Origin of the sequence: Mesorhizobium sp. WSM4312 (assembly GCF_002294875.1) — a bacterium.
In the GTDB taxonomy this organism is placed as follows: Bacteria; Pseudomonadota; Alphaproteobacteria; order Rhizobiales; family Rhizobiaceae; genus Mesorhizobium.
Map to the genome: position 1 here is coordinate 303,709 of NZ_NSFU01000001.1, position 24,147 is coordinate 327,855.

Below are 24,147 nucleotides of genomic sequence, written 5' to 3' on the forward strand. Positions count from 1 at the left end.
GGGCAAGGCCTCAGCTCTTCTTCCTGGTCATGAACGCGGTGAGCGCGGCGCGGGCCTCGTCCGACTTCAGCCGCTCGCGAAAATGCTGGCTTTCCTCGCCGATGCGGGCGACGAGATCGTCGCGCGAGCCACGCATGAGGTCGCGCGCGATCTTCAGCGCCTGCGGTGGCTTGGCGGCGATCTGGCCGGCGGCCGCCAGCACCGAGGCCTCCAGCGCGCCCTCCTCGACCACGTCGTAGATCAGGCCGGAGGCCTTCGCGCGCTCGGCGGAAAAACCTTCGCCAAGGCCGAGCAGCGCGAAGGCGCCTTGTTGACCCAGGATGCGCGGCGCCAGCAGACTGGAGCCGGCCTCGGGCACCAGGCCAAGATCGACGAAAGGCGTCCTGAACACGGTGCGCGGCGTGGCGAAGGTCAGGTCGCAATGCAGGTTGATCGTCGTACCGATGCCGACCGCGATGCCGTCGACCCCGGAGACGATGGGTTTTTCGACCCTGGCCAGCGCCATCAGGAAATCCCAGACTTCCGTGCCGCCGTCACCGCCGGTGGCGACAACCATGAAATCGGCAAGATCGTTGCCGGAGGAGAAGGCACCGGGCACGCCGAGGAAGACATGGACGCGGATCGCCGGATCGGCATCGCCTTCGGCAAGCGCCGCCGACATCTTTGCGTACATGGCACGCGTCAGCGCGTTCTTCTTGTCCGGACGGTTCATGCGGATGATCTGGATGGCGCCCTGGCGCTCGACGAGGATATGGTCTGTCACGGTCTTCTTCCCTGATGGAGCGCTATGAGAATTCAAGCTGATATCAGCGCCTTGCCGGCGGCAGCGAGGCTCTCCGCGCCGTCGATGACGCGTTCCTTCAAGGCGTGTGCCTCGCCGAGCAGGTTTTCGGCGAAGAAGCGGCACAGGGCGATGCGGTCCTGATCGGCAAGCGCGCCGCGCGCCAGATAGGCGCCGCCAGCGGCAAGCGAGATCAGCCTGAGATACGGCGTCGCTCCCGCCAGCGCCTCGTCTGACCGGCCGTCGGCCGACAGTTTCTGCAGGAAGCGCGTCGCTTGCGTCAGGTCGCCAAGGGCTGCGTCGAGCGCATCGGCTGTTCGGCCGAAACCCTGCAGGTTGGAAGTACGCACGGCATTGGCGACGGCGGCCAGTTCGCCGATGAAGCCATGCACGTGTTCGCCGCCGCCGAGCGGCAGCTTGCGGGTGACCAGATCGATCGCCTGGATGCCGTTGGTACCCTCGTAGATCGGCGCGATGCGGGCGTCGCGGTAGAAGGCTGCAGCACCGGTTTCCTCGATGAAGCCCATGCCGCCATGCACCTGCACGCCGAGCGAAGCAACTTCGACGCCGACATCGGTCGAAAACGCCTTGGCAAGCGGTGTCAAAAGATTGGCGCGGTCGCGCCAGTGTGACGCCTGATCGCCATCCGAGACCCGCGCCATGTCGATGGCGTGGGCGCAGGAATAGCTGATCGCCCGCGCCGTCTGCGTCAGCGCCTTCATGGTCAGGAGATTGCGTTGCACGTCGGGGTGATGGACGATCGGCGCCATGCCGGCGCCGGCATAATCCGCCGCCTTGCCCTGGCGGCGCTCATTGGCGTATGCGATCGCCTTCTGGGTGGCGGCTTCCGCGACCGCGACACCCTGCATGCCGACGGCCAGGCGGGCATTGTTCATCATGGTGAACATGCAGGCGAGACCCTTGTTCTCCTCGCCGATCAGCCAGCCGACGGCGCCGGGTCTGGCGCCCTGGAAACCGTCGCCATAAATCATGGTGCAGGTCGGCGAAGCATGGATGCCGAGCTTGTGCTCGAGGCCGGAACAGAAGACGTCGTTGCGGGCGCCGAGCGAGCCATCGTCGTTGACGAAAAATTTCGGCACCAGGAACAGCGAGATGCCGCGCGTGCCGGCGGGCGCGTCCGGCAACCGTGCCAGCACCAGATGGATGATGTTGTCGGTGAAATCGTGCTCGCCATAGGTGATGAAGATCTTCTGGCCGAAGATGCGGTAGGTGCCGTCGCCGGCGGGCTCGGCGCGGGAGCGCAAGGCGGCGAGATCGGAGCCGGCCTGCGGCTCGGTCAGGTTCATCGTGCCCATCCATTCGCCCGACACGAGCTTGGCGAGATACGTCGCCTTGAGCGCTTCGGAAGCGTGCTTGTCGAGCGCTTCGACCGCGCCCATGGTCAGCGTCGGGCCGATGCCGAAGGCCATGGCGGCGGAGTTCCACATTTCGAGCGCCGCGACGCCCAGCATGGTGGGCAGCGCCTGGCCGCCATGGTCTTCAGGCCCCGACAGCGCGTTCCAGCCGCCATCGATCCAGCGGCGATAAAGCTCCTTCCAGCCGGGCGGCATGGTGACGGCGGCATCCTTGAGCACCGCACCCTGCTCGTCTCCGATCTTGTAGAGCGGTGCCACCTCCTCTGTGGCGAAACGGCCGGCCTCGCCAAGGACGGCGTCGACCAGGTCCTCGCCGAGATCGCCGAACCTACCGGCGTCGAGGGCGGATTTCATGCCGGCAACATGCTTCAGCGTGAACGCGATATCCTCGACCGGTGCCCGATACATGCCGCTCGATCCTCCTGATGCACCAGCCTCGCCAACCCTAGAGCCGGCGCGGCCGCAAAACCATCCGCCTTTGGGCGGTCTCCCCATTTCTTTTACGTAAACGTCAAACTTTGTCACGCGGATTTTGCAATCGCGCCGGCCCGTATTAAATTCAATAGGCGCCGCATCAAGCCGACCGGCGACGGACCAGAAGCAGCCGACCGGAACAAGCCCATGCTCGCCAGACCCGACGCCTATCGCTGCATCGAATGTGGCTTGCCCTATCGCGCAACGGGGTTCTGGCATCATGGCGGCCAGTTGGAGCATGGCGCCGCCTACTGGTCGGATCGCGGCATATTGTGCTCGCCGCAATGTTCTCTTGCCCACCACCGCAAGCGCGCCGCCGAAGGCACGCTGCAGCAGGAGCCCGCGCCCGATCCATTTGAATTCCAGCCGTTCAGCCGGCGCTAGCTCCCCACGGCCCTGCTTCGAGAAGCATTCCTTAACCATAGCGGTTCACCATCGGTGTTTGATCAACGGGGATCCCCTGTTTGAAAACGCCGGCGCACCTTCTTCGCCGCTCAGCGATCGCTCTTGCGGCGATGATGGCGCTGATATCGGCGGCAAAGGCCTCGGATTTCTCCGAGCCGTGGAAGAACGCCGACCGCGCGCTGGTCGTCGACGCCTACGAGTACAATTCGATCGACTGGGCGCAGCTCGCCACCGACAAGCGCATCGTCGCCTTCATCAACAAGGCCTCCGACGGCATGCCGCCGCCCTATTTCTGTTTCGGCAGCGACGCCGACGTGAAGCTGTGCAAGGCGCTGTGGAAGCGCCATGCGGTGACGCGCGAACTGTTTCAGACGCGACGGGTCGTCGCCAAGGCACTCGGCATGAAATGGGGCGCCTATCACCTCGCCCGACCTGGCAACCCGGTCGAGCAGGCCAATAATTTCCTCGATTTCGCCGATCCCGCGCCGGACGATCTCATGGCGCTCGACATCGAGGGCATCGATCCCTCGCAATGGATGTCGCTCGACGATGCCGAGGAGTTCGTGCGCCAGGTGCATCGGCGCATCGGCCGCTTCCCGGTGCTCTACACCAACGGCAAGACCGCGCAGTACATCGCCGACAACCGCTACAAATACCGGCTCTTGTCGCGGCTGCCGCTTTGGTACGCACGCTACAAGCCTGATATCGACGTGCATTTCCCGATGGGCAACTGGCAAGGCTACGCGCTCTGGCAATTTTCCGCGCAAGCCAATTGCGGCCGCTTCCGCTGCCCCTACAGGGTGGCCGGCACGCCCGATAATATCGACGTCAACGTCGTGCCGGCGGATGCCGCCACGCTGCGCCAGCAATGGCCCTTTGGCGGGCTCATCGACGTGCCATCCGACTACCTTGCCAGCGTGCCGGTGCCGCTCTCGCGCCAAGCAGCGCTCGCCGGCAAGACCACCCTCATCTATGCGGATGTGGCAACGCCGCCGACCTTCGAGGAAATGGTCGCGGTGCTCGGTTCGCGCTGGTCCAAATTCCGCGACGGGTTCCGCATGCCGGTGGTGAAGACGGTGCCGCAAAGGCAGGGCTTCGGCATCGTTCAATATGTCGCCTGGAAGCGGACCGGGCAACGCCCAGCCGAGCAGTTGGACGCCGCCCTTGCCGCGGCCGACCCGGTCAGCACCGGTTCGACCGAAATCGATCGCGGCCAGCCGTAGGCCGCCGCTCCCAAATCTCAGCTCGCCCGCTCGCGCGCCACGGCCTGCCAGCCGATGTCGCGACGGCAGAATCCGTCCGGCCAGTCGATCCGGCCGAGCGCGGCATAGGCTCGCGCCTGCGCCTCGCCGACCGTGGCGCCGGTCGCGGTGACATTGAGGACGCGGCCGCCATTGGCGACCAGCGCGCCGCCATTGATGGCGGTGCCGGCGTGGAAGATCTGGACGCCTTCGCCCGCCGCCTGCTCGACGCCGCGGATGACCGACCCCTTTTCCGGCGTGCCGGGATAACCCCGCGCCGCCATCACCACGGTGAGTGCCGTCTCATCGCGCCAGCGTATGGACGTGTGCGCCAGCTGACCGTCGACGGCGGCATTGAGCAGCACCAGAAGGTCGTCCTTCAGCCGCATCATCAGCACCTGACACTCGGGATCGCCGAAGCGGGTGTTGTATTCGATCAGCTTCGGTCCCTTGTCGGTGATCATCAGCCCGGCAAAGAGAATGCCGGCGAAGGGCGCGCCAAGCTCGGCCATGCCGCGCATGGTCGGCTCGATGATCTCGCGCATGGTGCGTTCGACCATCTCAGGCGTCATCACCGGCGCCGGCGAATAGGCGCCCATGCCGCCGGTGTTGGGGCCGACATCGCCGTCGCCGACACGCTTGTGGTCCTGTGCCGTGCCGAAAGGAAGTGCAGTGGTTCCGTCGCAGAGGCAGAAGAAGCTCGCCTCCTCGCCGGTCATGAATTCCTCGATCACCACCTCCGCGCCGGCGGCACCGAAGGAGCCTTCAAAGCAGGCATCGAGCGCCGCCCGTGCCTCGTCCAGCGTCATGGCGACGGTGACGCCCTTGCCGGCGGCGAGCCCATCGGCCTTGATGACGATCGGCGCACCGGTCTTTTCGACATAGGCCTTGGCCGAGGCCAGATCGTTGAAACGGCCATAGGCGGCGGTGGGGATATCGTATCGGGCGCAGAGGTCCTTGGTGAAACCCTTAGAGCCTTCCAACCGCGCGGCGGCCTTCGAAGGCCCGAAGACGCGGATGTTTTCGGCGCGCAAATCGTCAGCGATACCGGCGACAAGCGGCCCTTCCGGTCCGACGACGACGAGGTCGATTTTCTTCTCCCGGCAGTAGGCGGTCACGGCGGCGTGGTCGGTGATGTCAAGCTTCACCAGTTCAGCCTCAGCACCGATGCCCGGATTGCCGGGGGCCGCGTAGAGCTTGGTCAGCAGCGGCGAGGCGGCAATCTTCCAGGCAAGCGCGTGTTCGCGGCCGCCGGAGCCCAGAAGAAGAACGTTCATGGCCACCTCTCGATGCAAACCCTGGAGAGCACCCGCTATTGCTCTCCGGGCGACGGGTCAAGGCATCAGGGTGTTTTGATCCGAATTGCGCACGGGAACGTTATCCCAGCCGAATATGGGCGGCGAATTCCGGCGCCCCTATTCTGGCCCGCTTCAGCCGGGAAAGAGCACCGGGAACCAGTCCTCGCGCAATTTCTGGCCGGGCTGCATGCCGTGGCCGTGATAGGGCGGCGAAGTACGGCCCGGCCGCTCGACATAATGGGCATCGTCGCCGACCCAGCGCAGCGACAGCGCCCGGCGCCGCGCCGAGGTCAAATTGCCGCGCGCGCCATGCGCGGTGCGGAAGTCGAACAGAATGGCGTCGCCCGGCTCCATCTTCCATTCGAGCACCTTCATCGACGGGTCGTTGTCGGGATCGGGCACCGGCAGGTAGTCGCCCTCGCCGGCATAGAAATTGCTGTCGTCGAGCCAGCGCACCGGCAGGATCATCTTGTCCCATTTGTGCGAGCCGGCGATCAGGCGCAGCGTCGCCTCCTTCACCGGGTCGATGGGGATCCAGAAGCTCACCGTCTGCCGGCCATCGACGAAATAATAGGGGATGTCCTGGTGCCAGGGTGTCGGCTTCTGCGTGCCGGGTTCCTTGACCAGAACGTGATCGTGGAAGAACTGCGCGGTGCGCGACCGCATCACCGCCGCCGCCAGTTCGGCGGCCGGCGATTTCCGCACCAGCTCGACGAATTCGGGGATGCGCTCCCAGTTGCAGTAATCGTCGAAGAAGCTGCCGCGGCCATTGGCGATGTCGGACGCGGTGGCGCTGCGGTTCTGCATGTTGCGCTCGATGCCTGCGGCAATCGTGTCGACCCAGCCTTTGAAAGCGCCGCGGATGCAAACCGCGCCGTCACGCTGGTAGTCGGCAATCGTCTCCGCATCGATCAGGCCGCAGTCGATGGCGCGGGCAGCAGTCTGGGAAGCCATGGTGTCCTCCTTTCAGGATCGGGACGACTATCGCAACCCGGATTCATTCAGTAAAATAATAACTTCTCATCTGACACATAGAACAAGACTATGGGCCTCAGCCTCACCCAATTGCGTTATCTGGTCGCTGTCGCCCGCCTCGGCAGCGTCACCGGGGCGGCCAGAGCACTGAACATTTCCCAGCCCTCGATTTCGGTGGCGATCGACGCGGTCGAGAAGGATTTTGGCCAGAAACTGTTCGTGCGCCAGCGCGGCAGCGGCGTTTCGCTGACCTCCTTCGGCCGCGTCGTCGTGGCCAAGGCAAAACAGGTTCTTGCCGAGACCGACGAACTCATGAGTCTGGGTTCGGGCAATTCCGCCATCGGCGGCGAGCTGGTGCTTGGATGTTTCGAGGATCTGGCGCCCTATTTCGCGCCAGGTCTGATCCGCGCCTTTTCCGAACGCCATCCAAACGTCACGGTGATCGTTCGCGACGAAACGTTCGAAACGCTCGGGCGGCGTCTGGCGGATGCCGCCATCGATCTCGGCCTCAGCTACGACCTTGGCCTGCCCGCGCATTTCGCCCGCATCCTGCTGCACGAGCTGCGGCCGCACGCATTGCTGCCGGCAGGTCATGCGCTGGTGGACTATCCCGAGGTCAGCCTGGCGGATCTGGCGGCCTATCCGCTGATCACGACGGACCAGCCGCACAGCTGGCAGCACATGCTCGACCTGTTCCGTGGCCGTGGCCTCTCGCCGGTGGCCGACAGGGCGACAAGCTCGTTCGAACTCCAGCGCAGCATGGTGGCGAACGGATTTGGCGTCGCCGTCAGCTACACCCGCCCGCATGGCGACCGCAGCTATGATGGACTGCCCCTGATCTGCAAGCCGCTGTCGGATCCGCTGCCGATGCAACGCATCATCCTCACCTATGACACGCATCAACGCGTGTCGCATGCGGCACTGGCATTCGTCGAGACGGCGAAAGACTGGTTTTCCACGCGCGACATCTTCACCTCCTGACAGGCTGACGGTCGCTGCTCATCCGCTTGACGCTTGACGGTTTCCGCGGCTGCTGCCACTCCATGGACATGGAACCTATCCAGTCGAAAGCGGCCCAGGGCCGTGTTGCCGATGCGCCGAACGGCCATTGGGTCTATCGCGTGCTGCCGCGCGCGGTTTGGCCCTATGCGCAGCTTGCGCGATGGGACAGGCCGATCGGTTGGCAATTGCTTTTGTGGCCATGCTGGTGGTCGGCGGCGCTCGCGGCAAGCGCCTATCCGCGCCCCGGCGACCCGCTGCTCTCACTGCTGCCGGCGCCGTTGTACCTCGTGCTGTTCCTGGTCGGCGCCATCGCCATGCGCGGCGCCGGCTGCACCTATAACGACATCGTCGACGAGAACATCGACAACCAGGTCGAACGCACCCGCTCGCGTCCGCTGCCATCGGGTCAGACCACGCGCCGGCGGGCCTGGCTGTTTCTCGTGCTGCAGGCCCTGGTCGGCCTTGTCGTGCTCCTGCAGTTCAACAGCTTCGCCATTCTGCTCGGCATCTGCTCGCTGGTGATCGTCGCCATCTATCCATTCATGAAGCGGATAACCAACTGGCCGCAATTGTTTCTCGGCCTTGCCTTTTCCTGGGGCGCGCTGATGGGATGGGCGGTCGAGTTCGGTGATCTCGATGGCCCCGCGATCATGCTCTATATCGGCTCGATCCTGTGGGTGATCGGCTACGACACGATCTATGCGCACCAGGACAAGGAAGACGATGCCATTGTCGGCGTGCGCTCGACGGCGCGCCTGTTCGGCGACAACACAAAATCGTGGCTGGCCGGACTTTACGGCGGCACACTGGTCTGCTTCGCCATCGCCTTCGCCTCGGCGCAGGCGCCCGTGGTGGCGCTCGCCGGACTGATCGCCGCCGGCGCCCATATGGCGCGGCAGATCGCGGTTCTGGACATCAACGATCCGGACCAATGCCTGCGGCTGTTCCGGTCGAACAACCAGGTCGGCTGGCTGATCTTCCTCGGCCTGATCGGCGGCGCATTGTGGGTGGCGCTGAAGCCGCTGGTTTAGTCGCGTGAAATGATCTCCTGGCCGCCGATGACCAGCCTGAGACCGAGGTTGCCGGCTCTGCGGCGGGCAAGGAAGCGAGGGCGGCGCGTGTTGGAAACGCGACCCTTGCGGCGATCCTGCGGCGGCAGCGTCTTGATGGCGGCGCCGAGCGATTCCTCCAGGGTGCGGGCGACGCCGTCCGATTCGATCAGCAGCATAGGCAGGCGGTAGGCATCGGCCCAGGCGCGCCAGTCGGCGGCGACATCGTCGAGATCGTCGGCGACCAGCAGGGGCACCGACAGCATCGGATCATTGTGCAGGAGTTCCAAGGTCACCGTGACGTTGCCTTCCGGATCCTCCATCGCGCGGGCGGCAACGCCGCGGAACGCATTGGCCGGCAGGGCGATGATCGCCGGCACGCCGCTCATCTCGAGCATGCGGCGGATCACGGCGCCACGGTGGTCGATGGTGAACGTCACGTCGCCATAATCGTCGCGGGTGGCGTAGCTGACCATCTGGGGCAGTCGGAATGGGTCGAGGCGCATGTTGCGTCCCGCCCAGACTGGCTTCAGTCCGGTGTTCATAGAGTGCCTTCCTGTCTGTCTCCTGAGAGCCGGTGTCCGGTTCTCTCCGGGCCAGTTTTCCCGGCCTCGTTATGGGGAAACAGTAGCGCGGGCTCCTTACCGCCGCGCTTAAGAAAGTCGGTTAAATTTTGCTGATCTCAGGGATGGTTATCGGAATGCCACCGGCCACTAGATGTTGAAAGGATCAGATAACCTTACCGGGATTCATGATGCCGGCCGGATCGAAGGCGGCTTTCACCCGGCGCATCAGATCGATGGCCATCGGCGGTGCCGTGGCGATCAGTTCGTCGCGCTTCAACTGGCCGATGCCGTGCTCGGCCGAGATCGAACCGTGGAAGGCGCGCACGACATCGTGCACGGCCTTGTTCATGGGATGGTAGAGGGCGAGAAACGCCTCATCGTCGCCATCGACGGGCCGCGAGATGTTATAGTGGAGGTTGCCGTCGCCCATATGGCCGAAGCAGACCACGCGGGCGCCGGCACTGACCGACGCCACCGCGCCGGCGGCCTCTGCGATGAAGCGTGGGATCGATGCGATCGGCACCGAAATATCGTGCTTGATCGAGGCGCCCTCCGGCTTCTGGCATTCGGGCAGCGTCTCGCGGAAATTCCAGAAAGCGTCGCCCTGGGCAAGGCTGGCCGCGACCACCGCATCGCCAACGATGCCTTGCTCGAGGCCATCCGCCAGCACCTCCTCGATCAGCGCCCGGCCATCGGCTTCCGAGCGGCCGGAGGAAACCTGCATCAAGACATACCAGGGCCAGTCGTCGGCCAGCGGCCGCACGATACCTTGACCATGCCTGAGCGTGAAATCGTAGGGCCTCTTGCCGATCAATTCGAAGGCGGTGAGCGAAGCGCCGGCGCGGTCCATCGCCAGGCTGAACAAAGATAGCGCCGCCTCGGGCGACGACAGGCCGGCGAATGCGACCTCACGCCCCTTCGGCTTCGGGAACAGCTTCAGCACGGCGGCGGTGATGACGCCGAGCGTGCCTTCAGCACCGACGAACAGGTCCTTCAAATCGTAGCCAGTATTGTCCTTCTTCAGCTTGCGCAGATCGTCGAAGACCTCGCCCGTCGGCAGTACCACTTCGACGCCGAGACAGAGTTCGCGGGCATTGCCGTAGGCCAGCACGCCGGTGCCACCGGCATTGGAAGAAAGATTGCCGCCGATCTGGCAGGAGCCTTGCGCGGCGAGCGACAGCGGAAACAGCCGGTCGGCGGCATCGGCCGCCTCCTGCAGCGTCTGCAGGATGACGCCGGCCTCCGCCGTCACCGTGTTGGACAGGACGTCGATCTCGCGGATGCGGTTCAGCCGCGACAAGGACAGGATGATCTCGCGACCGGATTTGTCCGGCACCTGGGCGCCGACCAGCCCGGTGTTGCCGCTTTGCGGCACGATCGGCGTTGCCGTCTCGGTCGCCAGCCGCATGATGCGGCTGACCTCGTCGACGCCACCCGGCCGCAGCACCAGCGACGTCGCGCCATGCCAGAGCCCGCGCCGCTCGACGAGATAAGGCGCAATGTCCTGCTCGTCGCGCAGCGCGTATTTGTCACCCACGATCGCTGCAAAGCGGTCGATGAGGGCGGGATCGAGTGTCTTTGCGATTTCGGTCATGCGGCAAAACTATGTTGTGGGCTGTGCATTGTCACGAGGGGCGGCAGCACGAGCGAGCCGGTCATTGATGGCCTCGCCAAGACCATCAACGGGAATCTTCTCGACAGCGATGGTGCGTGCGCCGCTGCGATCGAGTTCCTGCATATAGGCAAAAAGATTGCTCGCCGCTTCGCGCAGGTCACCCGATACGGACAGGTTGAGGAACGCGGCTGCATTGCGCCAGCCTTCGGCTCGCTGGCCGCCGAAGGCCAGCAGCGCCTCGCCCTCGCCAACCATTCCGGCATTGAGCCGCATCTCAGCACCCGGCGCATAGTGCGAGGCAAGCATGCCTGGCGCCTCGACGCCGACTGCACCGCCGCGCAACAGTTCCATGCCGATGGCCGCCTCGATCTCCCCGGCGGCGATGCCGCCAGGCCGGAGCAGGCGCACTCCTGCCCCTTCGGCCTTGACGATGGTCGATTCCAGTCCGACCGGCGTCGCGCCGCCATCGACCACCAGCTTGATGCGGGCGCCGAGATCGGCCGCCACCGCTTGCGCCGTCGTCGCGCTGATCTTGCCGGAGGAATTGGCGCTGGGCGCGGCCAGCGGCCGGCCGAGCTTTGCGATGAGGTCGCCGCCAAAGCCCCTCGGCATGCGCAAGGCGATCGTGTCGAGCCCGGCTGTGACCAGTGGATGGATGCCGTTGCCGGGCCGCTGCGACAGCACCAGCGTCAGCGGACCCGGCCAGAAGGCCTGTGCGAGTTTCTTCGACAGCGGATCGAACACGGCGATGCGCTCGGCCATGGCCATGTCGGCGACATGGGCGATCAGCGGATTGAAGCGCGGCCGCCCCTTGGCCTCGAAGATGCGCGCCACGCCGATGCCGTTGGTGGCATCGCCGGCAAGCCCGTAGACGGTTTCCGTCGGAATGGCGACGACGTCGCCGCCCTGAAGCAAAGCCAGCGCCCGCTCCAGCGCCTCGCCGACGGCAAGTATCTCAGCCACTCTCGTCACCTCGCAGATGCCGGCTGCGTAGTACGATGGCGGCTGTTGGGCAAGAGAGGGTCTTGGCGATTTATCAATCCCTAAAATGCTATGTTTGTGCGAAAGCCGGCATCAATTCTGGCCTGCTATTGAGCAGCTTCGGGGCAAAGGGGAGCTATATCAGTGTCTGTGCGCGTACTGCTGGGAATAACTCTGGCCACGATGGCCAGCGGAGTTCAGGCCTCGTCCCTGGTCTTTCCCGGCCCGCCGGTCGCGACGCCCTCCATCCTGACCCTGAAGGCGGCCGATATCAAGGCAAGCGATGTGGTGTCCGTCGTCGCACTCGGCGAGCCCGACGTCACCTATGAGAAGGTGGCGGCGATCCCCAACCCGCCCGAGGCACAGCACGGCTTCATGCCAAGCCCGATGATCATTCGCGGCGGCATCGTCGGCGGCGATTTCTCGACACCGACACAAACCAAGGCACCGGCCGCCACCACCGCCGCGGCTCCTGCCCCGGCCCAGGCGACCGCCTCGGCGGCTCCGGCGTCGGGCACGCAGAAGAAGCCGGCCGCACCGGCAGCCGCATCGGCGCCCGCTTCCAAGGTCGGCAAGGTCAAGTAGCCGGCCGGCAAACTGCTGGACTGGGCCAGCTCGTTGACAGCTTGATGGGGCCTTGCGCACCATTGCCGCGCGAGTTCGTGCCGGCATATCTTGCCGCTCGAAGCCGCCGCCTGAATTTGGTCGAGCGATTCAGGGAAAGGGGCGGCTCTGGCAGCCGGGTTTTATTTCAAAGGGGGTTGATCATGAGACTATGCAAGATCGTTACCGTGGCCGGACTTCTGCTGGCATCGCTGCTGGGCGCCAGTGCAGCGCAAGCCGATGACATGCTGGGATCCTATGTCGCGCGTATTTCCGATCGGGACCATCAGGCGAGCGACGGCTATGCGCTGGACAACGCCGCGCAGATGGTGCGGCAGGACCGCGCCAACTGGCACAAATTCCATCGCCGCGACAGCGACGATGAGGGTGATGCCTGGTTCAGGACCAACGACCAGCGCGCGGACCTGCAGCGCATGCTGGAGCGTCCCGGCGCGATGAGTTCGTCGACCAAGCGCGCCATCGTCAATGGAGAACCGCTGATCCAGGTCGACGTCTACGAGGACAGCGTGCGCGTCCGCATCCTGGAGAACTGACAAGCGTCCGGGAAGATGACAAAGGGCGGCGCCGATGTGCCGCCCGCTTCTCGACAGAGCCGGATTGAAATCTCAGGCCGCTTCTTCCTTGTCGTCCTCGTCTTCTTCGGACTCGCCGCCTTCGGATTCTTCTTCGTCTTCGGCGTCGTCGCCTTCTTCTACGTCGCCATCCTCGTCATCAGAGTGATCGGCGGCTTCGACCGCCGTGGCAGCGGCATGATCGAGGGCGGTTTCGGAAGCGGATTCAAGCGCCTCGGCGGCGGCCGAGGTTTCTTCAGTCACTTCGATGTCGTGATCGGAATTCCTGGAAGCCTCCGTTGGGTTGGGGAACATGTCCCTTTTGCCACGCAGAGATCATCGTCATATGACTGTAAGCCGGCTCGAACGGCCGGCTCGCAGATATTTTTCCTGAGCGTTCAGCCGGCGATTTTCGAGAAATCCGCGACCTGACCGGTGGCCGCGCGGATGCGCGTGAGCAGCGCCAGACGGTTGGCTCGCACCGCCAGGTCTTCATCATTCACGAGAACACCTTCAAAGAATGAATCAACCGGTTCGCGTAACGCGCTAAGCGCCAGCATGGCGGCGGAAAAGTCTCCGTTTTGAATCGCTTCGCCGGCTTGCTTCTCGGCCTGATTCACCGCCACAAACAGCAATTTTTCGGCATTTTCCTTGAACAAGGCCGGCTCAACGGTTTCGGCAACAGCTGTTTTCTTCTTCTCCTCGGCGGCCAGGATGTTGGCCGCGCGCTTGGTGCCGGCGAGCAGGTTCTTGCCGTCCTCGGTGTCGAGGAAGGTGCCGAGTGCCTCGACACGACGAACGATCTGCAGGAGATCGTCGGACTGCGGGGTGATGACGGCGTCGATCAGATCGTGGCGGGCGCCCTGGTCGCGGAGGTAGACCTTGAGGCGGTCGTGGAAGAAGGCGAGGAGGTCGGCGGTAAACGGAGCCAAGGAGGCCTGCATTTCCATCATACGCTGCCCATCGAAGAATTCGCTCTCCGGATCGGTGGCCTCGAATGTTTCGGATATGGCCTTGTCGAGGCCGTTCCTCACCAGGTCGGCAATAAGTCCCGCTTCCGGCAACAGTCGGCTCTCGCCCCTGTAGTCTTTAATCCGGGCATCCAGCATTGCCACGGCGCCCCGGCTCTCAGCGCTTTCGCCCATGCTCTCATAGGCATCAAGTGCGGCCGCGACCGTCGCGGCAATCGCGGTACTGAAGGCGAGCTTGATCTTGTTTTCGAGGACAATCCTCACCACGCCCAGCGCGGCCCTTCGCAGCGCGTAGGGGTCCTTCGACCCCGTCGGCTTTTCGTCAATCGCCCAGAAGCCGACCAGCGTATCGAGCTTGTCGGCAAGCGCGACGGCGACCGACACCGGGTCGCTCGGCACATAGTCGGACGGGCCCTGCGGCTTGTAATGTTCCTCGATGGCTGCTGCAACGGATGGGTGCTCGCCCTGGAGCAACGCATATTTGCGGCCCATGGCGCCCTGCAATTCGGGGAACTCGCCGACGACTTCAGTGGTGAGATCGGCCTTGGCGAGAACCGCCGCGCGTGCGGCGAGCGCCGGGTCAGCACTGACGGTCGGTGCCAGGTCTTCAGCCAGCTGGGCAATCCGCTCCACCCGCTCGCCCTGGGTGCCGAGCTTGGCGTGGAAGGTGACGCCGAGATGGTCGAGGCGGGCCATGCGTTGGTCGAGCGGCCTTTTCAGATCGAGGCCAAACTTTTTCGCCGAGGCTTCGAGTTGTCCGAGGTCCGGCAGATCGCCCTGGTCCGTGGTCCAGAAATAAAGCGCATCGGAGAGGCGGGCGCGCACCACCTTGCCGTTGCCGTGGGCGATCTCCTTGCCGCCGTCCCTGGCCTCGATGTTGGCGGTGAGAATGAAGCGGCTGGACAGCGCCTCGCCTTCACCTTGCGGTCGCGTGACGAAGCACTTCTGGTTGGCGCGGATGGTCAGCCGGATCACTTCGGCCGGAATGGCGAGGAAATCCTGCTCGAACTCGCCCATCAGCACGACAGGCCATTCGACGAGACCGGACACTTCCTCCAGCAGCCCTTCGTCCTCGACCAGGTCGAGCCCGTTGGCGAAAGCGAGGTTGCGGGCGTCGGCAAGGATGATCTCCTTGCGCCGGTCGGCGTCGAGCACGACCTTTGCCGCTTCCAGCTTGCTCACATAATCCTCGAAGCGGCGCACGGTGATTTCGCCCGGGGCGAGGAAACGGTGGCCATATGTGACGTTGCCGGAGCGGATGCCGTCGATCTCGAAATCGACCACGACAGGCTCCTCGGTTTCCGGGCCGAAGGTGCACAGGATCGATTGCAGCGGCCGCACCCAGCGCAGCGAGCCTGGCTTGGCCGAGGCCGGTCCCCAGCGCATCGATTTCGGCCAGGGGAAATTGCGGATAATGCCCGGCACCAGTTCCGCGATGATCTCTTCGGCCGCCCTGCCCGGCTTCGAAATGTGGGCGACGTAGAAGTCGCCCTTCTTCGGGTCGGAATGGACATGCGCCTCGGCGACCGAGGACAGCCCTGCCTTGCGCAGGAACCCCTGGACCGCCTGCTCGGGTGCCGTCGTCGATGGTCCCTTGATCTCTTCGCGGATATCCTTCGAGCGCGCCGTCAGGCCCCTGATGTCGAGCGTCAGGCGCCGCGGCGTCCAGTATTCGCGCGCCGCCTCATAGGTCAGACCGGCTTCGACCAGACCGTCGGTCAGCATCTTCTTGAGATCACCCGCCGCCTTGCGCTGCATGCGCGCGGGGATTTCCTCGGAGCGAAGTTCTAGAAGCAGGTCAGGCATTGGGGTCAGCTCATGCGGGAGAGTGGTCCGGGCGGGGCATAGCAACTCGGCTGGCCGCTGTCACCCTTTCCAGAAATTTTGGCTGCCTTGTCGGGACGCGGCGCCCCAGTCCGTCCTTGGATCAAAGATTTCCGTGAACCGAACGCAGCGCTGAAGCGACCCACGCTCAGGCAGGGAACTATTGGCTGAACGACCATGAAAACGGCATCCAGACTTCTGCAGATCCTCGCGCTCAGCGCCTGCTTCACCGCGCAGGTCCATGGCGCTTTCTCGATGCCGGGTGTTCGGCAGGCATTGCGGACAATGGCTGGCTCGAGCGGCCAGATCCTGTCACCGATCAACGCTACCCTCGAGACGATGAGGTCTGCCTGAAGCAGAGCTTTGTTTGGCGCAACTCTCCCGGGAAAAAGCTACGCGCTTTTCCTGGAATTGCTCAGGCCGCCAATCCACCCGCCTGTGTCTTCAAAAACGCCTCGCCGCAGGCCTTCGCCAGATTGCGCACGCGCAGGATGTAGCTCTGCCGCTCGGTAACCGAGATCACGCCGCGCGCGTCGAGCAGGTTGAAGACATGGCTGGCCTTGATGCACTGGTCGTAGGCCGGAAAGACCATCTTGTGCATCGGCAGATTGTCGTTCGACGCCGGCGCGCCGGCCTCGAGCAGCGCCTTGCACTCGGCCTCGGCGTCTTCGAAATGCCTGAGCAGCATCGCCGTGTTGGCGTATTCGAAATTGTGGCGCGAATATTCCTGCTCGGCCTGCAGGAAGACATCGCCATAGGTCACCTTGTCGGCGCCTTCGCGGCCGTTGAAGTTGAGGTCGTAGACATTGTCGACGCCCTGCACATACATGGCGAGCCGCTCCAGCCCGTAGGTCAGTTCGCCCGCCACCGGCGCGCATTCGATGCCGCAGACCTGCTGGAAATAGGTGAACTGCGAGACTTCCATGCCGTCGCACCAGCATTCCCAGCCAAGCCCCCAGGCGCCGAGCGTCGGGCTTTCCCAGTCGTCCTCGACGAAGCGGATGTCATGCAGCAGCGGATCGACGCCGATCGCCGCCAGCGAGCCGAGATAGAGCTCCTGCAGGTTCGGCGGATTCGGCTTCAGGATCACCTGGTACTGGTAATAATGCTGCAGCCGGTTCGGGTTCTCGCCATAGCGGCCATCCTTGGGGCGGCGCGAGGGCTGGACATAGGCGGCGTTCCAGCGCTTCGGCCCGAGCGCGCGCAGCGTCGTTGCCGGATGAAACGTGCCGGCGCCGACCTCCATGTCGTAGGGCTGCAGGATGACGCAACCATAAGCCGCCCAGTAATTGTGCAAGGTCAGGATCAGCCCCTGGAACGAGCGGCTGGGGTGCATATGGGCAGGGATTTCAATCGTCACGGGTGGCCTCGACATCAAAGGCTGGAGCCTGTCCTCGAGCATGATCTTTTCCGAAAACCGGTATCCACTTTTCGGGATCGTGCTCTTGCCGGCCCGTCCTAGAGACACGGCGGCGAAGCGTCAAGCAAGGGGCGCGCCGGATGCGAGCCGCCGTGAGTATGCCGGGCGGTGTTGAAGACTTTGCCGGGGACTGGCCCATTGCCGGGCTCGGGAGCCTGCGGTCTGTTTCGTCCCTACAGCCCAAATCAACGACCACAGGTCCAGCCATGCCCAGCTCCATCATCGTCCGCCCGGTCACGCGACAGGATTACGAGCAATGGCTGCCTCTCTGGGACGGCTACAACGCATTTTATGGCCGGGCCGGCGAGACGGCGCTGGCAAGCGAGATCACCGCGATGACGTGGTCGCGCTTCTTCGACGCCTATGAACCGGTCCATGCGCTGGTGGCTGAAAGCCAGGGACAGCTCCTCGGCCTCGTGCACTATCTGTTCCACCGCAGCACGACGGCGATCGCACCGAACTGCTATCTGCAGGATCTTTTCACCACGCAGGCTTCGCGTGGCAAAGGCATCGCCCGGGCGCTGATCGAAGGCGTCTATGAGCGCGCGCAGGCCGCCGGCTCCGGACGGGTGTATTGGCTGACGCACGAAACCAATCAGACCGCGATGAGACTCTATGACAAGGTCGGCGAACGCTCCGGTTTCGTCGTCTACCGGAAGCTGTTTTGAGGGCTGCGCGCCTCCAAACGAAAACGGGGCTCCCAAAGAAGCCCCGTTCGCATTCAAAAGTAGCCGATCTCACCCCTTCGGGACAGGCACCGGCTCGGGCTTGACCTTGGGCGTTTCCTGCGCCGTGTTGGATTCGATCGGCGGCAGGCCCTTCATCAGCTTCTGCTGCAAGGTGGCCAGCACGTCGGGATCGGGCTTCAGGTCACGCGCCTGATTCCACTGGAAGGTGGCTTCCAGCTTGCGGCCGACGCGCCAGTAGGCGTCGCCGAGATGGTCGTTGAGAACCGGATCTTCGGGCTTCAGCGATACGGCGCGTTCCATCTCGCGCACCGCGTCATCGAAGCGGCCGAGGCGGAAATAGGCCCAGCCCAGCGAATCCACGATGTAACCGTCGCTCGGCCTGAGGTCGACGGCCTTCTGGATCATCGCCAGGCCTTCCTTGAGGTTGGTGTTCATGTCGACCCAGGAATAGCCGAGATAGTTCAGCACCTGCGGCTGGTCCGGCTGCAGTTCCAGCGCCTTGCGGAAATTCGGTTCGGCCTTAGGCCATTCCTTCAGCCGCTCGTAGGCGATGCCACGCTGGTAGAAGATGTTCCAGTTGGCAGCGGTCGGCGTCTTCAGCGCCTCGACGGCCTTGTCGTAGAGGTTGGCGGCCGAGCGGAAATCGTCCTTGGAGGAATAGACCCCGCCAAGCGCCAGATAGGCGCGCATGTCGTTGGGATGAGCCTCGACGAAGGCCTTCAGATGGGTGATCGCCTCGTCATGGCGGTCGAGATCGGCAAGGTTGAGGCCAAGCTGCAGGTCAGAAAGCTCCTTCAGCGGCGAAGAATCGGGAATCCGCCGATAGAGCGCGATGGCGCCCTCGCCGTCCTTCAGCTGCTCGGCGACGGCGGCGAGTTGCACGAGAGCCGCGTCGCTGTCGGGCCGCAGGGCGAGCGCATATTGCAGGTAAAGGCGAACGAACGGCTCGCCGCCGCCCCGGTTGAGCGCCGTGGCGAGGTCGAGCAGGATTTCGGAAGCACCGTCGGACGGACCGGACACGAAGGGCGCGATCTTGTCGCCCTTGCTGATCCTGTCGCGCAAGGCGACGATTTCGAGCTTACCCGGCGAAAACGCCTCGGCCTGGTCGAGCACCGAGATCGCCTTGGCCTTGTCGCCCTTGCGGGCCAGAAACGAGGCATAGGCCTGCGCGTTGCGCATCCAGGTTTCGGGCGCGGCTCCGCCGGCGGCGGTATCCTGCATCGTCGCGGCGTAGATCGCCTCGGCCTTTTCGGGCATGTTGGAGGCATCGGCGACCAGGGCGCGGTGGAAGGATTTGAAAAGGCCGAACCAGTCCGGGCCCTGCAGCTTGTCGATCGAAGCCATCGCGTCGCCGGCTTGGCCAGCACCCTGTTCGGCCCAGCCGGACATCACGCCGGAAATCAGCCGGTCAAGGTCGGACTCCAGTGACAGCTTCAGCCAGTACTGGGCCTTGGTGAAATCCTTCTTGTGGAACGAATCAACGGCCAGCGCCAGGCGCGAGAAGCGCTCGACATCGGACACTTCCTTGAGCTTGTCGGCATAGACCAGGGATTCGTCGAAGCGACCTTGCGCGATCAGCGACAGCATCAGGCTCTGCTGCAGGCCGGTGTCGCTCGGATCGAAGGCCAGGGCCTGCTTGTAGTAGGCGATGGCGCTGTCGAGGTCGTTGTCGCCTTCGGCGATCCGCGCTGCCAGATAGGCGCCCGAGAACGACGAGATCTTGACCGGTTCGGTGGATTGCTTGGCATAGGCCGGCAAAGCCGAAATCGCCATGCCCGTCACAATTGCCAGCCTTGTCAGCCAGCGCGCACGTCCTTGCTGCATCGTATCCCTTTCAGCCAGGCGCCATCTCCGCTTCAGCGGGATCGACGTAGACTCGATCTTTCCGGGCAAAGCATGGCCTTTTTGGGGTCGCGCTTCAATCCGCCTGAAATTCACAATCGGGTCAGCCGATTAACAAACCATGGCTGGAGGAGATTTTCGGCCGTGGAAAAGCCGGCGTCAAGGTCAGCGCTGCACGACGGATCGCTGCACTTTCGTCTCGGGAAAGCCGCCGGCCGCAATCGCGCCGCACAGCTCGTTCCATTCGCAACCGCCGCAAGCCTTGCGCACGCCACCAATCGAGAACGCCTGTCGCAGCCGCGCCAGGATTGCCGCGTCGAGATCGAGGCGGACGCCGGGCTCGATTGGTCGGGCCAGAAGATCCCCGACATCGCGTGCGGCAAGCCGGTCCCGCTCGATGACGCTCTCGTTGCGGCAATGCGGGTCCGGCCCTTCGAGCAAAGGCGCGCAGACATCATCCGGGCCGGAAACAAGGAGGATGTCCTCGCCCCGGCTCAGGCGCTCCGCGATCGCGTCATAATTGACGGTGAAGGCGGGGCTGTATCCCTTGCCCACATAGGTGAGCAGGCAAAGGAGATGATGGGCGCGCAGCCTGATCGTCACGGATTGGCCGGCTTCGCCTTGCCACGGGGGAGCGCCATGAGTGTCGCGGCACCAAGCGCCGACTTCAGCAAGCCGCCGACAATGAACGGCAGGAAGCCGAAGGTAATGGCCTTCTCAGTGCCGATCATGACGGCGAGCCATGCCGTGCCGAGCACCAGGCAGGCAAGATTGCCGAGCAGCATGGCGGCGAAGGCAAGCACCACCCTGTTGCCGTTCCAGCCGCGTTCGGCCAGCCAGCCGACAAGCGCGCCGGTGATCGGGAAAGCGAAGAGATAGCCACCGGTCGGCCCGACGAAATGCGCGACGCCGGCAGCGCCCCCGGCCAGCACCGGAAAGCCGGCAGCACCCTCGACCAGCCATGCCGCAATGGTGACCGCGCCAAGCCGCCAGCCATAGAGCGCGCCGATCAGCGTGACCGCGAAGGTCTGCATGGTCACGGGAACCGGTACCATCGGCACTTCGATGTAGGAGGACAGCGCCAGGAACAGCGTGCCGAGCACCACGGCTCCGACTTGCCAGGCGAGCGAGCGGTCTTGAAGCCGGAGCGGGCTGAAGGACGGCTTGCTGGACGTGAATGCGATGTCTGTCATGAGGGTCCCTTCGGTCGATTTGAAATTATAGATAATTTCTGTTTTCGATCTATTATCGAATCCACATTTCTCGCAACATAGCAAGCCTTCCCACGACAAAGAGCGTCTGAACTGCGTCGCGATGCGCTTCAGGTCATTGCTTTATGGATGGCGCCCCAAATTGAGGGCCGCTTTTGGGTGAGGGGCATCAACCCACGATCGCGAAGGCTTCGCGCGTCGCGCCGGACGCCGTCCTGACCGGCTTGCGGCCGATCCATTGGACATGCCGCCCCAGCGTCGCCGCGGCCGATTCGGTGTTCCCCTGCCGCAAGGCGGTCAGGATCGCCCTATGGTCCTGGTCGGTGCGCGCCTCCCACTCCGAGCGCCATGCCGCAAACAGGAAACGGGCGCTGGCGGCATGCAGATCGTCGATGGTGGCGAGCAGGCGCGGCATGCCGCATGGCGCCAGGATCAGCCGGTGGAAGGCGCGGTTGGCTTCCTCCCAGGATCGGACGTCGCGGGATTTGTCGCCGGCCTTGGTCGCCTCCTCGGCAAGATCGAGAATGGCCGACGTCAGATGCGGCGCGGCGTGGCGCAGCGCCAGCACTTCGAGCGCGGCCCGCATTTCGGCGACCTCCTTGACCTCGCCGAGATCAAAAGCCGCGACGCGCACGCCACGGCGCGGTTCGCTGACGGCCAGGCCTTGCGCCTCCAGACGGCGGAAGGCCTCGCGCACCGGAACATGACTTGTGTTGAATTCCTCGGCGACATGATCCTGGCGCAGCCGCGCTCCAGGCTCGATCGCGCCCGAGATGATGCGGTCCGCCAGCGCCTTGCTGATGCGCACCGCGATGGTGTCGTCCGTGCCCTTTGCCATGTTTTATAGATAATTTGCCGTAAGGCCGCTTGTCGAGACGACGAGGCCGTGTTCGCCATCGTTCTCCCCAGTACAAAGCGACGGGAAATTCGGAGAAAAGACGGCCTTCTCAGTTCACCCGGCTGATGCAGAAATCGATGACGTCGATCAGCGCCGATTTCTGTGGCGTTTCTTCCAGCGGTGCCAGCGCGTCGCGGGCGATCTCGCCGAAATGGCGGGCGCGGCCGATCGTGTCGGCGATGGCGCCGTGACGGGTCATCAGGCCGATCGCCTTTTCCAGGCCCGCGTCGTCGACGACATTGTCCTCGATGGCGCGCTTCCAGAAGGTGCGCTCGGCCTTGGTGCCGCGCCGGTAGGCCAGGATGACCGGCAAGGTCACCTTGCCCTCGCGGAAATCGTCGCCGACATTCTTGCCCAGGTCCTTGCTGGTGCCGCCATAATCCAGCGCATCGTCGATGAGTTGGAAGGCAAGCCCGAGATTCATGCCGTAGGAGCGTAGTGCCGCGCGATCATTGCGGGTCGCCTGGGCGATGACCGGTCCAACTTCGGCGGCAGCCGAAAACAGTGCGGCTGTCTTGGCCTTGATGACGGCGAAGTGCTCGTCCTCGGTGGTTTCAAGGTTCTTGGCGGCTGCGAGTTGCATGACCTCGCCCTCGGCGATGATCGAGGCGGCGCTCGACAGGATGTCGAGCGCTTCGAGCGAGCCGACATCGACCATCATGCGGAAGGCCTGGCCAAGCAGGAAATCGCCGACCAGCACGCTTGCCTGGTTGCCCCAGATCATGCGGGCGGTCTTCTTGCCACGGCGCATGCCGCTCTCGTCGACGACGTCGTCGTGCAGCAAAGTCGCGGTATGCATGAACTCGACTGAGGTGGCCAGCTTGACATGGCCTTCGCCGGCATAGCCGAACATCTGCGCGGCGGCGAGCGTCAGCATCGGCCTGAGCCGCTTGCCGCCCGACGAGATCAGATGGTTGGCGACCTCCGGAATCATCTCGACGTCGGAGCCGGCCTTGGACAGGATCAATTCGTTGACGCGTCCCATGTCGGCCGCCGTCAGATCGATCAGATCCTTGATGGAGGCGGGCTCCCGCTTCCCGTTTTCGATGTTGAGAACGACACCCACGACAATAACTCCCGTCTTGTTACAACGCGTGCGACGGCACCCTTAGTCCCGATACGGACTCTAGGGCGGCGGACACGGCCACGGCAAGTGGCGAATTGGCGCGGCGGCGGTGACAGCCTGTTAACGATCCTGGATGGAGTCAAGGCTCTGCCGCCGAATCCCCTGCCCGTTTACATCAATGGCGCAAACTGCGAGTTTCATACGATGATAGAGCTTGTCCGCACCAACGATGCCGTGATCATCTCCTTCGTCGAATCGCTGATGCGCGACGCCGGTATCGCCTGCTTTGTCGCCGATCAGAATATGAGCATTCTCGAAGGGTCGATCGGGCTTTTGCAGAAGCGCGTCATGGTCGACGCCGACCAGGCCGATGCCGCTCGTCGCATCCTCAGGGATGCCGGCATCGCCAACGAGATCCGCACAAAATAATGTCGGCCGCGCCAGCCGCCCCTGCCCTTGACACCCTTGGCCCGGACACGCCGGCCCATACGGTCGATGCCTTCCATCGCGGCCGGTTCTGGCTCGTCCAGCCCAAGCATGGCGGCCACCGCGCCGGCATGGATGCGATGATGCTGGCGGCGTCCGTGCCGTCCGTCTTTGGCGGACGTCTCGCCGATTTCGGCGCCGGCGCCGGCGCTGCCGGCCTGGCGGTGCTGTCGCGCTGCCCGGCTGCCCGGGCCGTTCTGGTCGAACGCGCACCGGAAATGGCCGCCTTCGCATCGGCTACCCTTGCTCACCCCGGCAATGCGCATCTCAGCGATCGCGCATCCGTGCTCGTCGCCGACGTCACGGTTTCAGGCCAGGCCCGGGTGGCGGCAGGTCTGGCCGACAACGACTTCGACTATGTCATCATGAACCCGCCCTTCAACGCAGCCAGGGACCGCGCCACGCCTGACCGGCTGCGAAAGGAAGCCCATGTCATGCAGGACGGGCTGTTCGAAAGCTGGATCCGCAGCGCGGCAGCGGTGGTCAGGCCGCGCGGCGGGCTTGCCGTCATCGCGCGGCCCGAACAGCTCGGCGCCATTCTCGACGCGATGTCAGGTCGCTTCGGCGATGCCGAGCTGCTCGCCGTGCACCCTCGCCCCGACGCAGCGGCGATCCGTATCATTGTGCGGGCAGCGCTCGGCGCGCGCGGAAAACTTGCCATCCGTCCGCCTTTGATGCTTCACGCGCAATCGGGCAATGGCCCCGACGAGCGCAGCGAAATGATTGCCAACGGTCTCGCCTCGCTGTTTGGAGATTGAGCTATTCCTCGCCGCCGCATTGCCGTTGGCCGGGAAATCCCTAC

The 24,147-nt window shown here is 64.3% G+C and carries 25 protein-coding genes; 10 read left to right on the top strand and 15 right to left on the bottom strand.

The window, feature by feature from the left end; genetic code table 11:
• Window positions 1-10 precede the first annotated feature (10 nt).
• The gene (locus tag CK228_RS01420) at window positions 11-763 is read right to left on the bottom strand and encodes a crotonase/enoyl-CoA hydratase family protein (protein ID WP_095786625.1); all 753 of its coding nucleotides are present in this window, start codon (window positions 761-763) and stop codon (window positions 11-13) included.
• A gap of 32 nt (window positions 764-795) precedes the next feature.
• Entirely contained in the window at window positions 796-2,565 is a 1,770-nt protein-coding gene (locus tag CK228_RS01425) for an acyl-CoA dehydrogenase (RefSeq protein WP_095786626.1), read from the bottom strand.
• Window positions 2,566-2,778: 213 nt separating this feature from the next.
• On the opposite strand from CK228_RS01425, the gene CK228_RS01430 reads away from it, so the two are divergent.
• Together CK228_RS01430 and CK228_RS01435 are read left to right on the top strand one after the other, a co-directional pair.
• The gene (locus tag CK228_RS01430; RefSeq protein ID WP_064983566.1) at window positions 2,779-3,015 is read left to right on the top strand and encodes a hypothetical protein; all 237 of its coding nucleotides are present in this window, start codon (window positions 2,779-2,781) and stop codon (window positions 3,013-3,015) included.
• 131 nt (window positions 3,016-3,146) lie between these two features.
• A complete protein-coding gene (locus CK228_RS01435; RefSeq protein ID WP_095786627.1) occupies window positions 3,147-4,259 on the top strand; it encodes a glycoside hydrolase family 25 protein in 1,113 nt (370 codons plus the stop codon).
• A 17-nt stretch (window positions 4,260-4,276) separates the two neighbouring features.
• Here CK228_RS01435 and purD read toward each other — a convergent pair whose 3' ends face one another.
• Together purD and CK228_RS01445 are read right to left on the bottom strand one after the other, a co-directional pair.
• Entirely contained in the window at window positions 4,277-5,554 is a 1,278-nt protein-coding gene (gene purD / locus CK228_RS01440; protein WP_095786628.1) for a phosphoribosylamine--glycine ligase, read from the bottom strand.
• A 153-nt stretch (window positions 5,555-5,707) separates the two neighbouring features.
• Window positions 5,708-6,529 carry a phytanoyl-CoA dioxygenase family protein gene (locus CK228_RS01445; RefSeq protein WP_095786629.1) on the bottom strand — a complete coding sequence of 274 codons (822 nt, stop codon included), beginning with the start codon at window positions 6,527-6,529 and terminating at the stop codon, window positions 5,708-5,710.
• A gap of 90 nt (window positions 6,530-6,619) precedes the next feature.
• Between CK228_RS01445 and CK228_RS01450 the strand changes: the two genes are divergently transcribed.
• Window positions 6,620-7,531 carry a LysR family transcriptional regulator gene (locus CK228_RS01450; RefSeq protein WP_095786630.1) on the top strand — a complete coding sequence of 304 codons (912 nt, stop codon included), beginning with the start codon at window positions 6,620-6,622 and terminating at the stop codon, window positions 7,529-7,531.
• Between the two features lie 68 nt (window positions 7,532-7,599).
• Complete coding sequence (gene ubiA, locus CK228_RS01455) at window positions 7,600-8,583, top strand: 4-hydroxybenzoate octaprenyltransferase (protein ID WP_179295794.1); 984 nt, start codon at window positions 7,600-7,602, stop codon at window positions 8,581-8,583.
• Here ubiA and CK228_RS01460 read toward each other — a convergent pair.
• From CK228_RS01460 to CK228_RS01470, 3 genes are all read right to left on the bottom strand, one after another.
• Window positions 8,580-9,146: a DUF6101 family protein gene (locus tag CK228_RS01460; RefSeq protein ID WP_095771060.1), complete on the bottom strand. Its 567-nt coding sequence runs from the start codon at window positions 9,144-9,146 to the stop codon at window positions 8,580-8,582. The genes ubiA and CK228_RS01460 overlap by 4 nt on opposite strands.
• 184 nt (window positions 9,147-9,330) lie before the next feature.
• Window positions 9,331-10,761, bottom strand: coding sequence for an FAD-binding oxidoreductase (locus tag CK228_RS01465; protein WP_095786631.1), 1,431 nt, complete (start codon window positions 10,759-10,761; stop codon window positions 9,331-9,333).
• Between the two features lie 9 nt (window positions 10,762-10,770).
• Window positions 10,771-11,745 (bottom strand): L-threonylcarbamoyladenylate synthase, encoded by a 975-nt coding sequence (locus CK228_RS01470; RefSeq protein WP_179295768.1) that lies wholly within the window; start codon window positions 11,743-11,745, stop codon window positions 10,771-10,773.
• 162 nt (window positions 11,746-11,907) lie between these two features.
• On the opposite strand from CK228_RS01470, the gene CK228_RS01475 reads away from it, so the two are divergent.
• Together CK228_RS01475 and CK228_RS01480 are read left to right on the top strand one after the other, a co-directional pair.
• A complete protein-coding gene (locus tag CK228_RS01475; RefSeq protein ID WP_245437942.1) occupies window positions 11,908-12,348 on the top strand; it encodes a hypothetical protein in 441 nt (146 codons plus the stop codon).
• Window positions 12,349-12,530: 182 nt separating this feature from the next.
• On the top strand, window positions 12,531-12,920 hold the full coding sequence (locus CK228_RS01480) for a hypothetical protein (RefSeq protein ID WP_095771064.1): 390 nt from the start codon (window positions 12,531-12,533) through the stop codon (window positions 12,918-12,920).
• 72 nt (window positions 12,921-12,992) lie between these two features.
• On the opposite strand, the gene CK228_RS01485 is transcribed toward CK228_RS01480, so the two are convergent.
• Window positions 12,993-13,253, bottom strand: coding sequence for an ATPase (locus CK228_RS01485; RefSeq protein WP_095786634.1), 261 nt, complete (start codon window positions 13,251-13,253; stop codon window positions 12,993-12,995).
• A gap of 83 nt (window positions 13,254-13,336) precedes the next feature.
• Window positions 13,337-15,715: a glycine--tRNA ligase subunit beta gene (gene glyS / locus CK228_RS01490; RefSeq protein ID WP_095771066.1), complete on the bottom strand. Its 2,379-nt coding sequence runs from the start codon at window positions 15,713-15,715 to the stop codon at window positions 13,337-13,339.
• 195 nt (window positions 15,716-15,910) lie between these two features.
• Between glyS and CK228_RS35150 the strand changes: the two genes are divergently transcribed.
• On the top strand, window positions 15,911-16,087 hold the full coding sequence (locus tag CK228_RS35150) for a hypothetical protein (RefSeq protein WP_179295769.1): 177 nt from the start codon (window positions 15,911-15,913) through the stop codon (window positions 16,085-16,087).
• A 61-nt stretch (window positions 16,088-16,148) separates the two neighbouring features.
• Here CK228_RS35150 and CK228_RS01495 read toward each other — a convergent pair whose 3' ends face one another.
• Window positions 16,149-17,093 carry a glycine--tRNA ligase subunit alpha gene (locus CK228_RS01495; protein WP_038645360.1) on the bottom strand — a complete coding sequence of 315 codons (945 nt, stop codon included), beginning with the start codon at window positions 17,091-17,093 and terminating at the stop codon, window positions 16,149-16,151.
• Between the two features lie 266 nt (window positions 17,094-17,359).
• Between CK228_RS01495 and CK228_RS01500 the strand changes: the two genes are divergently transcribed.
• Entirely contained in the window at window positions 17,360-17,821 is a 462-nt protein-coding gene (locus CK228_RS01500) for a GNAT family N-acetyltransferase (protein WP_095771067.1), read from the top strand.
• Window positions 17,822-17,890: 69 nt separating this feature from the next.
• Here CK228_RS01500 and CK228_RS01505 read toward each other — a convergent pair whose 3' ends face one another.
• The 5 genes from CK228_RS01505 to CK228_RS01525 form a co-directional block, all read right to left on the bottom strand.
• Entirely contained in the window at window positions 17,891-19,666 is a 1,776-nt protein-coding gene (locus tag CK228_RS01505) for a tetratricopeptide repeat protein (RefSeq protein ID WP_095786635.1), read from the bottom strand.
• A 183-nt stretch (window positions 19,667-19,849) separates the two neighbouring features.
• Entirely contained in the window at window positions 19,850-20,287 is a 438-nt protein-coding gene (locus tag CK228_RS01510; RefSeq protein WP_095771069.1) for a DUF1284 domain-containing protein, read from the bottom strand.
• A complete protein-coding gene (locus CK228_RS01515) occupies window positions 20,284-20,877 on the bottom strand; it encodes a biotin transporter BioY (protein WP_095771070.1) in 594 nt (197 codons plus the stop codon). Before CK228_RS01515 ends, CK228_RS01510 begins: the two co-directional genes overlap by 4 nt.
• Before the next feature lie 187 nt (window positions 20,878-21,064).
• Window positions 21,065-21,733 (bottom strand): GntR family transcriptional regulator, encoded by a 669-nt coding sequence (locus tag CK228_RS01520; RefSeq protein WP_095771071.1) that lies wholly within the window; start codon window positions 21,731-21,733, stop codon window positions 21,065-21,067.
• A 109-nt stretch (window positions 21,734-21,842) separates the two neighbouring features.
• The gene (locus CK228_RS01525; protein WP_019856937.1) at window positions 21,843-22,859 is read right to left on the bottom strand and encodes a polyprenyl synthetase family protein; all 1,017 of its coding nucleotides are present in this window, start codon (window positions 22,857-22,859) and stop codon (window positions 21,843-21,845) included.
• Window positions 22,860-23,063: 204 nt separating this feature from the next.
• Between CK228_RS01525 and CK228_RS01530 the strand changes: the two genes are divergently transcribed.
• A complete protein-coding gene (locus tag CK228_RS01530) occupies window positions 23,064-23,288 on the top strand; it encodes a DUF2007 domain-containing protein (protein WP_027041409.1) in 225 nt (74 codons plus the stop codon).
• A complete protein-coding gene (locus tag CK228_RS01535) occupies window positions 23,288-24,103 on the top strand; it encodes a tRNA1(Val) (adenine(37)-N6)-methyltransferase (RefSeq protein WP_095786636.1) in 816 nt (271 codons plus the stop codon). The genes CK228_RS01530 and CK228_RS01535 overlap by 1 nt, the downstream gene beginning before the upstream one ends.
• Window positions 24,104-24,147: the final 44 nt, after the last annotated feature.

Bases quoted from the DNA above. Each gene is read 5' to 3' on its own strand.
- CK228_RS01450 (WP_095786630.1), top strand. From the start codon at position 6,620: ATGGGCCTCAGCCTCACCCAATTGCGTTATCTGGTCGCTGTCGCCCGC.
- CK228_RS01460 (WP_095771060.1), bottom strand. From the start codon at position 9,146: ATGAACACCGGACTGAAGCCAGTCTGGGCGGGACGCAACATGCGCCTC.
- CK228_RS01485 (WP_095786634.1), bottom strand. From the start codon at position 13,253: ATGTTCCCCAACCCAACGGAGGCTTCCAGGAATTCCGATCACGACATC.
- CK228_RS01425 (WP_095786626.1), bottom strand. From the start codon at position 2,565: ATGTATCGGGCACCGGTCGAGGATATCGCGTTCACGCTGAAGCATGTT.
- ubiA (WP_179295794.1), top strand. From the start codon at position 7,600: ATGGAACCTATCCAGTCGAAAGCGGCCCAGGGCCGTGTTGCCGATGCG.
- CK228_RS35150 (WP_179295769.1), top strand. From the start codon at position 15,911: ATGAAAACGGCATCCAGACTTCTGCAGATCCTCGCGCTCAGCGCCTGC.
- CK228_RS01535 (WP_095786636.1), top strand. From the start codon at position 23,288: ATGTCGGCCGCGCCAGCCGCCCCTGCCCTTGACACCCTTGGCCCGGAC.
- CK228_RS01445 (WP_095786629.1), bottom strand. From the start codon at position 6,529: ATGGCTTCCCAGACTGCTGCCCGCGCCATCGACTGCGGCCTGATCGAT.
- CK228_RS01465 (WP_095786631.1), bottom strand. From the start codon at position 10,761: ATGACCGAAATCGCAAAGACACTCGATCCCGCCCTCATCGACCGCTTT.
- CK228_RS01515 (WP_095771070.1), bottom strand. From the start codon at position 20,877: ATGACAGACATCGCATTCACGTCCAGCAAGCCGTCCTTCAGCCCGCTC.
- CK228_RS01480 (WP_095771064.1), top strand. From the start codon at position 12,531: ATGAGACTATGCAAGATCGTTACCGTGGCCGGACTTCTGCTGGCATCG.
- CK228_RS01505 (WP_095786635.1), bottom strand. From the start codon at position 19,666: ATGCAGCAAGGACGTGCGCGCTGGCTGACAAGGCTGGCAATTGTGACG.
- CK228_RS01435 (WP_095786627.1), top strand. From the start codon at position 3,147: ATGATGGCGCTGATATCGGCGGCAAAGGCCTCGGATTTCTCCGAGCCG.
- CK228_RS01500 (WP_095771067.1), top strand. From the start codon at position 17,360: ATGCCCAGCTCCATCATCGTCCGCCCGGTCACGCGACAGGATTACGAG.
- CK228_RS01430 (WP_064983566.1), top strand. From the start codon at position 2,779: ATGCTCGCCAGACCCGACGCCTATCGCTGCATCGAATGTGGCTTGCCC.
- glyS (WP_095771066.1), bottom strand. From the start codon at position 15,715: ATGCCTGACCTGCTTCTAGAACTTCGCTCCGAGGAAATCCCCGCGCGC.
- CK228_RS01520 (WP_095771071.1), bottom strand. From the start codon at position 21,733: ATGGCAAAGGGCACGGACGACACCATCGCGGTGCGCATCAGCAAGGCG.
- purD (WP_095786628.1), bottom strand. From the start codon at position 5,554: ATGAACGTTCTTCTTCTGGGCTCCGGCGGCCGCGAACACGCGCTTGCC.
- CK228_RS01530 (WP_027041409.1), top strand. From the start codon at position 23,064: ATGATAGAGCTTGTCCGCACCAACGATGCCGTGATCATCTCCTTCGTC.